Annotated in this window: 11 protein-coding genes; 7 read left to right on the top strand and 4 right to left on the bottom strand. The window is 43.2% G+C overall.

Going from position 1 to position 12653, the window contains the following annotated elements:
* The first annotated feature begins 11 nt into the window (after nucleotides 1-11).
* The 6 genes from BVC89_RS01050 (at nucleotide 12) to BVC89_RS01075 (ending at nucleotide 8627) form a co-directional block, all read left to right on the top strand.
* Nucleotides 12-779 (top strand): TlyA family RNA methyltransferase, encoded by a 768-nt coding sequence (locus BVC89_RS01050; RefSeq protein ID WP_086929451.1) that lies wholly within the window; start codon nucleotides 12-14, stop codon nucleotides 777-779.
* 193 nt (nucleotides 780-972) lie between these two features.
* Nucleotides 973-2700, top strand: coding sequence for a carbohydrate-binding protein (locus tag BVC89_RS01055; protein WP_086929452.1), 1728 nt, complete (start codon nucleotides 973-975; stop codon nucleotides 2698-2700).
* A 129-nt stretch (nucleotides 2701-2829) separates the two neighbouring features.
* Nucleotides 2830-5016, top strand: coding sequence for a DNA helicase II (uvrD, locus tag BVC89_RS01060; RefSeq protein ID WP_086929453.1), 2187 nt, complete (start codon nucleotides 2830-2832; stop codon nucleotides 5014-5016).
* Between the two features lie 232 nt (nucleotides 5017-5248).
* The gene (locus BVC89_RS01065; RefSeq protein ID WP_086929454.1) at nucleotides 5249-6403 is read left to right on the top strand and encodes a TRAP transporter substrate-binding protein; all 1155 of its coding nucleotides are present in this window, start codon (nucleotides 5249-5251) and stop codon (nucleotides 6401-6403) included.
* Nucleotides 6404-6625: 222 nt separating this feature from the next.
* On the top strand, nucleotides 6626-7306 hold the full coding sequence (locus BVC89_RS01070; RefSeq protein ID WP_216825144.1) for a TIGR00153 family protein: 681 nt from the start codon (nucleotides 6626-6628) through the stop codon (nucleotides 7304-7306).
* Between the two features lie 46 nt (nucleotides 7307-7352).
* On the top strand, nucleotides 7353-8627 hold the full coding sequence (locus BVC89_RS01075) for an inorganic phosphate transporter (RefSeq protein WP_086929456.1): 1275 nt from the start codon (nucleotides 7353-7355) through the stop codon (nucleotides 8625-8627).
* Between the two features lie 36 nt (nucleotides 8628-8663).
* Here BVC89_RS01075 and BVC89_RS01080 read toward each other — a convergent pair whose 3' ends face one another.
* Entirely contained in the window at nucleotides 8664-9269 is a 606-nt protein-coding gene (locus tag BVC89_RS01080; RefSeq protein ID WP_086929457.1) for an imm11 family protein, read from the bottom strand.
* Nucleotides 9269-9880, bottom strand: a complete 612-nt coding sequence (locus BVC89_RS01085; RefSeq protein ID WP_086929458.1) for an AHH domain-containing protein — start codon at nucleotides 9878-9880, stop codon at nucleotides 9269-9271. The genes BVC89_RS01080 and BVC89_RS01085 overlap by 1 nt, the downstream gene beginning before the upstream one ends.
* Before the next feature lie 449 nt (nucleotides 9881-10329).
* Between BVC89_RS01085 and BVC89_RS01090 the strand changes: the two genes are divergently transcribed.
* Nucleotides 10330-10761 (top strand): hypothetical protein, encoded by a 432-nt coding sequence (locus BVC89_RS01090; RefSeq protein ID WP_086929459.1) that lies wholly within the window; start codon nucleotides 10330-10332, stop codon nucleotides 10759-10761.
* 111 nt (nucleotides 10762-10872) lie between these two features.
* Here BVC89_RS01090 and BVC89_RS01095 read toward each other — a convergent pair whose 3' ends face one another.
* Together BVC89_RS01095 and BVC89_RS01100 are read right to left on the bottom strand one after the other, a co-directional pair.
* Complete coding sequence (locus tag BVC89_RS01095; RefSeq protein WP_086929460.1) at nucleotides 10873-11265, bottom strand: acyl-CoA thioesterase; 393 nt, start codon at nucleotides 11263-11265, stop codon at nucleotides 10873-10875.
* A gap of 47 nt (nucleotides 11266-11312) precedes the next feature.
* Nucleotides 11313-12629 (bottom strand): TRAP transporter large permease, encoded by a 1317-nt coding sequence (locus BVC89_RS01100; RefSeq protein WP_245929451.1) that lies wholly within the window; start codon nucleotides 12627-12629, stop codon nucleotides 11313-11315.
* Nucleotides 12630-12653 lie beyond the last annotated feature (24 nt).

Genomic DNA, 12653 nt, shown 5'->3' on the forward strand with positions numbered 1-12653 from the left:
GGAATCTTCTCTTGCGCTTAGATCAACTTGTCGTGCAAAAAGGTCTTGCCGACTCTCGCACTCAAAGTCAAAAATTGATCAGTGATGGCCTAGTGTCGGTCAACATTGCCGGTCAGTGGCAGTGTCTGACAAAAGCTTCAACCAAAGTTGATGAAACATGTGAGCTACGTGTTGCCCAGAGTGCCGAGCAAACTTTTGTTTCCCGTGCCGGTCTTAAGCTCAATGGTGCTTTGCAAAAAACAGGGGTGCGCCCCCTGGATAAAACAGCACTTGATGTGGGGCAATCTACCGGTGGCTTTAGTGACTGCCTACTGCAAGCGGGTGCGAAAAAAGTCATTGGTGTCGATGTTGGTCATAATCAACTATCCTCTAAGTTAAAGGGTGATACTCGTGTCATCAGCTTAGAGGGCGTCAATGCTCGTCGTTTAAGCGCCGATATATTTGAGCCATACCTATCGCCAGTGGTGTTTGACTTGGTGGTGATGGATGTTTCGTTTATTTCTCAGACACTTATATTGCCTCGACTGGTACCTCTGATAGCGCCTGAAGGTAATCTTATAAGCTTGATTAAGCCGCAATTTGAAGTCGGTCCTAGTGGCATTGGTAAAAATGGAATAGTTAGAAATACTGCACTATACAAGCAAGTTGAAAGTAATTTGCGTGCCAAGGCAGAGGAATTGGGCTTATCAGTAATCAAATACTTTGAAAGCGCTATACAAGGTGGCGATGGCAACCGAGAATTTTTTATGTGGGCGGTTCGCAGTGGTAACAAGCTCTAATTAATCACGTAATTATCAATTTGCGTTGGCGCCTTTAGTATTTTGTTGTCATGCCAGTAGATACAAAGTATAAAAATGTCGTATAAATACAACTAATAAAAATAAATATATTTATAAATGGATATTTAGGGAGTGTGAAGGATAAACGGTTGAATGCTGAATAAGCTGGATGGCGAAATAGATAGGTATTTTCATGGTAATGGTGTGTACAAATAATGTTCGATCGTTAAGCCGGGCTCTCAATATCTTCTTTTTATCTTTTATCATTCAAGCCTGTGGTGGCGGAGGCGGTGGCTCACTTGTCGATCCTACCCCTACCCCTGGTGCATCTGCTCCTACACCAACCCCAGCAATCACCGGAACACCAATACCAAACCCCACTGGCGATTTTACTATCTCAGGTAATATAACGTTCGATATGATCCCGCATTTGAGTAACGGAGGACTGGACTATAACAACATCAACGTTAGTCCAATTCGAGGTGCGACTGTGCAACTGCTTAATAGCGACAATACTGTTGTCGCCCAGACTTCCTCCGATGCGATGGGCAACTATTCTTTGGGTGTGACCATGAACACTAATGTTCGTGTGAGGGTTCTTGCCGCCTTACAAAGGTTCGGATCTGGGCCCTCGTGGGATTTTCGAGTAACCGATAATACTCAAGGAAATGCACTCTATGCGATGGATGGCGGATTGCAATCTAGTGGCACCTCAGGTTCGACGCGAAATCTCCATGCTAGTTCGGGTTGGGATGGTGCTAGTTATAGTGGTGAAAGAGTGTCGGCACCATTTGCGATTTTAGATGCTGTCTACGAAGCCGTACAAACTGTGTTAGACGTTGCCCCCCAGACCGATTTCGTTGCCTCTGAATTGCGCTGGAGTGTCAATAACATTGCTGTGTCTGGTAACTTAGAGCAAGGTCTGATAGGTACCTCTTTTTACAGCACTAATCTCAATAGTATGTATATTTTGGGGGATGAGAATAATGACACCGACGAGCATGATAAAAGTGTGATTCAACATGAGTGGGGACACTACCTGGAGGATAATTTATCCCGCTCTGATAGTATTGGTGGTATGCATACCTTCAACGACAGCCTCGATATGCGCTTAGTATTTGGTGAAGGTTTTGCTAATGCTTTTTCTGGTATTGTGAGTAATCAGGAATTTTATTCAGATTCTCGTGGTAACAGTCAGCAGCTCGGCTTTAGATTCTCTCTTGAAGAAAATACCTTTAACAATAACCCTAACGCTCCTCCGGGCTGGTTCAATGAGAATTCAATTGGCAAAATAGTTTTTGATTTGGCCGACGCCAATGACGACGGTGTAGACTCTCTATCGCTGGGCTTTGGGCCAATTTATCAAGCTTTGAGCTCTTCGGAATATATTAATAACTCTGCTTTGACGTCTATTTATTTATTTATCGAGACTCTAAAAAGTAATTCAGACGCAAATGTGCAGGCGGCAATCGATACCTTAGTTCAAAATGAACAAATTTTTGGCACGGATCGCTATGGTACCAATGAAACCAATGATGGGCCTGGTGTTATGTCGCTAGTGCTGCCTATATACAGCGTATTGACCGTTGGTAGCACAATTAACGTGTGTACTAATAATCGGCAAAATGAATTTAACGGTGTCGATGTAAGACGCTTTATTCGAGTGGAAATCCCATCAGCAGGCATCTATCGGTTCAGTGCTGAAACAACCGTTGGCACGGGCAATCGTAATCCTACTATGCGCCTTATACGCAACGGTAACTTTGTTGGTATTTTCAACAATTCTACTTCATCTTCAGAAGCGGGTAATGTAAGCCTGAGTGCAGGTGAACATATTATTGAAGTGTTTGATGAGCTAAATGTTGACGGTGATGATGGCGGCGGCTCGGCCTGCTTTGATATAAGAGTTGCCAATGCTTAATAAAATGTCTAATAAATAGGCACTGCCATTATGTTATTGAACATGACGATAAAAAGCCGGAAATTTTTGCAAGGAAAATGAAATAAAAAAACTGTCAATTTATACAGGCACGTTTGCTACAATGGGCCTATGGATGTTTCAGAACTTATCAACGACTTAAACGATGCGCAACGTCAAGCCGTATGCGCTTCTCCTTCTAACCAATTGGTTCTCGCTGGTGCTGGCAGCGGTAAGACCCGTGTATTGGTGCATCGCATTGCCTGGTTAATTCAAGTGGAGGGTTACTCTCCTCACGAAATTATGGCGGTTACCTTTACCAATAAATCTGCTCGCGAAATGCGTGAGCGTTTGAGCAATATTATTGAAGGCGGCTCAAATCTTGGTACTGGTAACTTGCGGGGTATGTGGGTAGGTACCTTCCACGGTATTGCTCACCGCCTACTAAAGGCCCATTGGAAAGAAGCTAATCTACCTCAGAACTTTCAAATCCTTGATAGTGATGACCAACTTCGGCTTATTAAACGTATTTATCAGGCGCTTAATTTGGATGAGGGACGTTGGCCTTTTAAACAGGCACAGTGGTTTATCAATGCGCAGAAGGATGAAGGAATTCGCCCACAATATATCCAAGAGGGACACGACCCTTTTACCGCCACTATGAAAATGGTGTACAGCGCTTATGAAGAAGCGTGTGAGCGCGGTGGTATGGTAGATTTTGCCGAACTCCTGTTTCGCTCTCACGAGCTCTGGCTTAAAAATCAAGATTTACTCGAACACTATCAAAACCGCTTTAAGTTTTTATTAGTGGACGAATTTCAGGATACCAATACCGTGCAATATGCTTGGCTGCGTGTGCTAGCGGGCAAGCGTTGCCGAGTAACAGCCGTGGGTGATGACGACCAGTCCATTTACGGTTGGCGTGGTGCCAAGATAGAGAATATTCAACAGTTTGAAAAAGATTTTGATCATGTAGAAGTCACCCGCCTCGAGCAAAACTATCGCTCTACTGCTTCCATCTTAAATGCTGCTAACGCAGTGATTGCCAATAACTTTGGGCGTATGGGTAAATCCCTCTGGACTGCTGGAGAAGACGGCGAGCCGATAGACCTCTACTGTGCGTTTAACGAACAAGATGAAGCCCGTTATATTGTTGGTCGTATCAAAAACTGGCTAGATTCCGGTAATAAACTCAGTGATGCTGCTATTTTGTACCGCTCTAATGCTCAGTCACGGGTACTGGAAGAAGATCTTCTTAGAGAAAACATTCCTTACCGAATTTACGGTGGCGTACGCTTTTATGAGCGCTTGGAAATCCGTAATGCACTGGCGTACTTACGTATTATTCTCAGCCGTAATGACGACGCTGCCTTTGAGCGTATTGTTAATACGCCAACCCGAGGCATTGGCAATAAGACCTTAGAAACAGTTCGCCTATTTGCCCGTGAGCAAGGCTCTTCCCTATATGACGCTGCTATTGCTGCAGTTAAAAACTCTGTATTTACCGCGCGCGCGGGTAATGCGCTACAGGGCTTTTTTGATCTTATTGATCAACTGGAAAAAGATATTGTTGATATGTCATTGCCGGAAGCTGTAGATCACGTTATGCACCACAGTGGCTTATTTGAATTTCATAAAATGGAAAAGGGTGAAAGAGGACAAGCGCGAGCCGAAAACTTACAAGAATTAGTTAATGCCTGCCGTGGTTTTCAAGCGGAAGACGATAATATTAGCCCAATGCAAGAATTCCTTGATACTGCAGCCCTTGATGCTGGTGATGGTCAGGCTGATGAATTTGATGATGCTGTGCAAATGATGACTCTACACAGTGCTAAAGGCTTGGAGTTTCCTTTGGTGTTTCTGGCCGGGGTCGAAGAAAATTTATTTCCTCACAAAATGTCTAAAGAAGACCCAGAACGTTTAGAGGAAGAACGGCGCTTGTGTTATGTAGGCATTACTCGCGCCATGGAAAAACTTGTTATCTCTTACGCTGAAAGCCGGCGTATGCACGGCGATGAGCGCTTCAATACAGTATCGCGTTTTGTTAGGGAAATTCCAAAAGAGCTAGTGCAAGAGGTTCGTATTAAATCGACCATCTCGCGTCCAACAAACTATGGTCAAAGCTCATTGCAGGAAGACCCCAGTGATGAATATCCCGGTATGGCACTTGGTCAAAGTGTCAATCATGGCATTTTTGGCGAAGGTGTTATTTTACAGTTTGAAGGTCAGGGCCCCAGTGCCCGTGTGCAGGTTAACTTTGGCGAAAGCGGTATTAAATGGTTGGTGCTGAAATATGCCAAGCTGGAAGCGTTGGGCTGACTTTTGTACTCCGTTCAGTATCTTCGAATTTTTTATTTACATAAAAATAATGCTCAATAGGCTACAAGCAATTACCATAACTATACTGCTAGATGCAATGTAACTCGTTTACAGTTTACCTTAAGCCTATTAACTCGCTGGTTTAATAGATAGTATTGTGTATTCATATACGGGTGGGTAGCTTAGCTCTGAGTGCTTAACTACTCTGTGTCATTATTAATAATAAAGATAAATGAAAATGCAAACACGCTATACCCCTTGGTGGATGCCCACCGTTATTGTGCTTCTTATTGCTGCGTGCGCAATTTTATTTGCGTTGCTAGTTTTCAAATCGGCAAGTACTCATACATCCTCAGGAAATACTGTTAGTGAGGCATCAAATCAGCAGACTTTTCGTTGGAAGCTGGTCACCACATGGCCCAAACGATTCCCCGGTTTAGGCCTGGCGCCAGAGAATTTTGCCGAGCTAGTGCGGGATATGAGTAATGGGCGTTTAGTGGTTGAAGTCCATGGGGCAAATGAAATTGTTCCCGCACTCGGTGTTTTTGGTGCCGTATCCTCGGGTAGTGTGGAAATGGGCCATGGCGCTGCCTACTACTGGAAGGGGAAAATTCTTGCTGCGCCCTTTTTTACATCTGTCCCCTTCGGTATGAACGTGCAAGAATTTAATGGTTGGCTGCATTATGGTGGTGGCATGGCGCTGTGGCGTGAAATATACGAGCCTTTCAATTTGGTGCCCTTTGCTGGTGGTAATACGGGGGTGCAAATGGGGGGCTGGTTTAATAAAGAGATTCGCTCCATTGAGGATTTACGCGGCCTAAAAATGCGTATACCAGGCCTGGGTGGCGAAGTGTTTAGCAAAGCGGGTGGTGTTGCTGTCAATATTCCTGGAGGTGAGCTGTACACCTCTTTGCAATCGGGTGTTATCGATGCCACTGAGTGGGTAGGGCCATATAATGACTTGGCTTTTGGCTTTCATGAAATTGCCAAATATTACTATTACCCTGGTTGGCACGAGCCAGGCCCAATGCTTGAATTCATCGTTAATAAAGATGCTTATGCATCGTTGCCAGAAGATTTACAAAAAATAGTGGAGGTTGCGACCAGGGCTGTTAATCAAGATATGCTCGACGAGTATACGGCTCGCAACAATGGTGCGCTAGATGAGTTGGTGAACACTCACAACGTGGAGGTGCGCCAGTTCCCGGAAGATGTATTGACACATTTAGAGAAGCTCGCCTGGGAGTTGTATGCTCAGCTAGCTCAGGAAGATCCCGTTTTTAATAAGGTATATACCTCCTACAAAAACTATATGAAGGGCGCTTTGCTTTACCATCGTATTAGTGAAGATGCCTATTATCGTGTGCGCAATAGCCCACCCGATTAGAGCACCGCAAATAATAAAATATTCAGGCTAGAGTCTGTTGTGGTTAGCAAGCCCTAAGCCTTAATCGAACCGTTGATAAAGATGGCTCAAGATTCCTTTGACAATAAGGTGAAAATGGGTGACGCTACCGCCAATTTTGCAACGGTAGCGATCTGTGACCATTTATTCGTCATTTGTATCGTGAAATAGATAAATATCAGCTTTGTTATAGCGGAATACTCTATTATGATCAAAAATCCCCTTGCTGAGTTATTTGGCAAATCTCCAATAAAGCCTCTGCAAGAGCATATGGAAGTTTCGGCATCTGCTGCCGATGAATTAGAGCTTTTTTTTAAAACCGTTATCAAAGGCGATTGGGAAAAAGCCGACGCGATATATAATAATATTCGCAATATTGAAAACAATGCAGATGATCTCAAAAAAGACTTGCGCCTGCACCTACCCAAAAATCTATTTTTACCTGTGCCCAGGAGTGATCTCCTCGATCTATTGACTAAGCAGGACAAAATTGCCAATACGGCAAAAGATATTGCAGGTTTGGCTCTTGGCAGAAAAATGCGCTTTCCCGAAAGTATGCAGCCTCTGCTACTTGAATTCCTTTCTATTTGTATCGCCAATGTTCATCAGGCTCTTAAGGCTATCGAAGAGCTAGATTCCCTACTTGAATCTGGCTTTAGCGGCCATGAACTGGAGCTGGTTGAACGCTTAGTAGATGAACTCAATGCACTAGAACGTAAAGCTGATGAGTACGAAGTATCTATACGTGCACAACTTTATGACTTAGAGAGCAGCTTACCTCCTGTTGATGTGATGTTTATTTATCGCATTATTGAGTCGATAGGAGATCTTGCTGATCGATCGCAAAAAGTCGGCAGTCGTTTACTGGTATTACTCGCACGCTAACAAGCACTTTATAGATAATCTTTTACACATCTTATCAGGATAATTTATGTCTGTATTAGCCGACTATGGCACAATTTTAATTGTTATGGCCTGTCTTTTTGGCTTGTTTATGGCTTGGGGAGTGGGCGCCAACGATGTCGCAAATGCCATGGGTACATCTGTTGGTTCTGGAGCTCTTACTATCCGCCAGGCAATTTTTATTGCCATGATCTTCGAATTTCTAGGCGCCTACCTTGCTGGCGGTGAAGTTACTTCTACTATACGCAAAGGGATTATTGATCCCGCTTTAATGGCGGATACGCCGGAGTATTTAGTCTATGGAATGCTCGCTGCACTGCTTGCAGCGGGAACCTGGTTATTAGTAGCAAGTATTATGGGGTGGCCGGTGTCCACTACCCACTCCATTGTCGGCGCTATTGTGGGTTTTGCTGCCGTAGGCATCTCTATGGACGCTGTCGAATGGGCTAAAGTGGGCAAGATCGTCGCCAGTTGGGTAGTCTCGCCAGTGTTGGCGGGCTCTATATCTTTTGGCCTTTTTATCAGTGTACAAAAGTTGATCTTCGATACTGATGCACCTCTTGAGAATGCCAAGCGCTATATTCCCTTTTATATGTTTAGTGTGGGCTTTCTAATTGCCATGGTAACCATGTTAAAGGGACTTAAACATGTACTTAAGGATGCTCATATCAACATAGGTTTTTTTGAGTCTGGAATTATTGCCGTTGTTATTGGCTGCGTGGTTGCCGGTGTTGGCATTGCTTTACTGCGCCGAGTCAAAATGGAAGATGAGTCGGCAGTTGCCAACAAGTTCGATAACGTTGAAAAAGTATTCGCCATCTTAATGATTTTCACTGCCTGTGCTATGGCATTTGCACACGGATCCAATGATGTTGCTAACGCTGTTGGCCCTCTGGCTGCTGTCGTCGGTATTGTAAAGTCAGGTGCTGTAGCTTCAAAAACTACAATGCCAGCTTGGATTTTATTGGTAGGTGGTATCGGTATTGTTGTGGGTCTTGCCACCTATGGCTTTAAAGTAATGGCCACTATCGGCAAGAAGATAACCGAACTTACCCCAAGCCGAGGGTTTGCTGCAGAACTAGGAGCGGCTGCCACAGTGGTGTTAGCTTCTGGTTTCGGTTTGCCGATTTCCACAACTCACACTCTTGTGGGAGCTGTGCTCGGTGTTGGTTTGGCCCGAGGCATAGGAGCTTTGAACCTTAAAGTTATCGGCTCAATCTTCCTATCCTGGCTCGTCACCCTCCCTGCTGGTGCAGGCCTAGCTATTGTCTTCTTTTTTGTTTTGAAAGGTATTTTTAGTTAATTTAGCTAGGGTCAATAGGTCCTTGTATGTCTCTAACTAGTGTCCTTTTGGTTTTGATGTATTTCCTGTTGGATCTGGTGGGAAAATATTTCCAAGATCATTGCCAAAGGTGACGCCAGTTAGAGAATGCTTTTCGACAAGCTCTTTAAACTCCTGATCACAGTAAACGCCCATATAATTATCAAATTCAGTTTTAAAAATATGGCAACCCTCTAATTTATCCTCGTGAAAAAATAAAGATTGGATATCGCCAACGTTATTTTTTATGCTCAACTTCTTATTAAGTCCTGCTGAATCCTCAGCTAATATTAATGGATTAAAGATAAAGCCATTTTTGTTATTGCCATAGTTCACAGATAAAAGTTCACCTTTATTTTCAAGTATAGGACTTAAAATTTCTGCAGCCTCAGAACTTAGAAAGAGACGGCCAAAATTATGATGAATATCAGGAATAGGTTTGTTGTTCCTGTTACTTATTACGTCAACAAATGATACGTTCAACGGTTTCCAAACTTGCTTTAAACTTATTGGCGTTGGGTCAGCCTGTATAAGGTAATTGTCACCAAGCTTTTGGTCGATTTCGTCATCATCAAACACGAGTGATAAAAAACTATATTCGTCAGAATGTATAACATATAGCATTAGAATGCTCCGTGCTTAGTATGAGCGGATAACATTATTTCAGGTGGATACGAACCGCTTTGTAGCGCAAAAGCTGATCGGACTAATGCTAAATCCAAATCTCTTGTCGTCTTGATTGTTGCCAAGTTAATTTTAGTAGAAAGCCATCGATAGTACTGAAAGCGATGTATTCTGCTATGTGGTACAGCGTTATTCAATCGTCCCGGCATTTTTCGTACCGCCTCTGTGTTTTTTGGTAGCCAACAACCATTAACAAAATCATCTATGCGACGCCCTCGCTTTGCCATTACAAGTCGTAGTACTGCTGCTTTGGCATGTCCCCCTGATATCATAGCATGGGCGTGACATAGTGGATGTGGCCTTGGGTCACCCATAGCTGCCATATATTGCCCTAGCAGTGCAGAATCATGTTGCTCTGCCTTTAATTCTGCTATTGACATACTAGCAGCACCGTCTCTATACAGCTCAATTCGCTCTTCGACTTGAGCTGTAACATACACGTTTAAAAGATCGCTCTCACTTAGTTTTTTATCATTATTAATTATTTGATGAATCTTACGTTCTGTCTTCGATTGCAGTGCATAGGGAATATTTTTTCTTGGTACAGGCATACAATTTTTTCCTCTAAAATTAGATCAAAAAAATTCAATGAAAGAACTAAAGCTGTTTATTTTAATCTAGTTAAAACAAATTTTAAAAAGTTAAATAAACTAAGGTATCACAAAGCTCAATAACGGTATAAATTTTTCACGCAGGTATCTACAAATAGGAGTACATTGGATACTCAGCGAAAAGAAATTGATGTTAAGGTGAGGCTGGCAACCTCAAAATAGCTTAGACATGAAAGGCTGTAAATTGTGGCTATGTATATTGGTGCTTAAGCATAGAATGACTTTTCTTACTTTTTATTGACGTAATAGACTGGTCATTGAAGTATGGGGCGACTGGCAAAATACTGAGTTCATTTTTATGCCTAACCATTTATATACTGGGACTTTAAAAAATTAACAAATAGCTATTTTTTCAGCTACTACCATTTACCAATTAAAAGGATAAAAAAATGTTTAAAAAATTATTAACTGGATTGTTTTACCTCATAAGTTTCAACGCCTTCTCGGGGGAAGTATTTGTACCTAAGTTTACTCATACATCAACTGGAAGTTGGTGTACTACAGTGAGTAACGTAAGTAACATAAATGTTGATGTGACGGTAAGTGCATATATTAGCACTGGGGCTTTATACACTGGCTCTTCTGTAAATAATGGAATACCTAGCCAATTTAACACTCCTTTTAAATTGCAACCTAATCAAACAACTTTACTTTGTGCAAAGAATGTCCCCGGAAGTTCTCAGCACGGCTATGCAAAGATCAAGAGTGAACCAACAGACCCCCAAGCAATAGGTCACAACAGTTTCGTCATCGCCAGTGCTTACTGGGTGTCCGGTAACTTTCTTATGAATATCCCAGTGAATTCTGGTAACCCGTTCTAGTTAGCTAACAAACACATCAAACGGAAAATTAATGTTGATAAACCGAAATGCATAACGAGTTTATCATGATGGGATGCCTACTACGTAGGCGTTCTATGTTGTATCTTCCTGCTAGCCCTTAGGTAAGCAGCGAGTTCTGCCGTGATCGTCGATGGCGACATATATAAAGTCACCTTCGGTCACCTTATGCAGGTTGTCGTCGTCGGATTTTATCCAGACGTCTACAAGTACTTTAATAGAAGAGCGCCCTATCTCGACGATCTCACAATAGCAACTTACCGCACAGCCTACGGGAATCGGGCAGAGAAATGCTAGGCTCCCTACGGCCACAGTAGTAACACGTCCTTTGGCGATTTCGCGAGCAGCGATCGCGCCGGCTATGTCCATTTGCGACAACAGCCAGCCGCCATAAATATCACCATCTGCGTTAGTATCACGGGGCATGGTGTGAGTCTTTAAAACCAGTTGCCCATTAGGTACTGGGTCTTCATCAATTACTACCATTATTATTTTCCTTCTCTTAATGACTGCTGTTAGCCGAATGCTCTACTTTAGGGTGATAGTTGCTCTGGTAGCCACGTCACTAAGCTTGGCCATTGTGCAAGTGCAGCAAGCAATACTAATTGGATCATAATAAAAGGAATTACGCCACGATAAATCGATGATGTTTTTATGGTTTCTGGCGCTACGCCACGTAAATAGAATAGTGCAAAACCAAAAGGTGGTGTAAGAAAAGATGTCTGTAAATTGATAGCAATCATAATACCCAGCCAAATAGGGTCAACCCCCATAGTCAGCAATGCCGGTCCAATCAATGGTACAACAACAAAGGTGATCTCAATGAAATCGAGAATGAAGCCGAGGACGAATATCACGATCATCACGACTAATACGGCAACAAAAACACCACCGGGAAGGTGTTCAAAGAAACTGTGGATAAGTTTGTCACCACCTAACCCATTGAATACTAAAGAGAATAAAGATGCTCCCAACAATATTGCAAATACCATGGTTGTTACTTTCAACGTGGATTCCATCACCTGATCAAGCATTGCTTTATTCATTTGCCCCTTCGTCAGAGCCAAGATCGATGCGGCAATTGCGCCGACGCCAGCGGCTTCAGTGGGGGTTGCTAGGCCTGAGATAATTGAGCCCAATACAAGAAGGATAAGCACTATGGGAGGAGCAATGCTCTTTATTAATGATGTAAGGCTATAGGATTCGGATGGTGCTAATTTGGGGGCAGAATTTGGCTGCAAAATACCAATGCCTAATAAATAGGCAATATACATCACAACTAAGAGCAGACCGGGTATTATTGCACCGACAAATAAATCGCCTACCGATACGGGCGCAGAATTAAAAATACCACGGGCAAGCTGAGCTTCTTGATAGGCACTTGAAATAATATCGCCGAGCATCACTAGTGCAATGGATGGCGGGATAATCTGTCCCAACGTTCCTGTAGCGCAGATCGTGCCGCAGGAAAGAGAAGGTGAATAGCCATTTTTCATCATAGTGGGCAATGACATTAAACCCATAGTGACCACGGTTGCACCGACAATGCCTGTGCTTGCGGCCATTAATGCACCCACCAACACCACAGATATACCAAGACCTGCGGGTAGACGCCCACAGGCTTGCGCCATGTTTAACAGCAGCTCTTCGGCGATTTTTGATCGTTCTAGTATGACACCCATTAAAACGAATAGGGGCACGGCGATCAGTGTTGTATTGGTCATAGTGCCAAATACTCGCTCAGGATAATTGAGCAAAAATTCAGCCTGAAAACTACCAAATAAGATGCCGATCCCGGCAAAAATTAATGCTGTACCAGCCAAGGTAAAGGCGACGGGATAACCTAACATCAATGCCGCACAAACGGCGATAAA

This window comes from Agarilytica rhodophyticola (assembly GCF_002157225.2).
Taxonomy (GTDB): Bacteria; Pseudomonadota; Gammaproteobacteria; order Pseudomonadales; family Cellvibrionaceae; genus Agarilytica; species Agarilytica rhodophyticola.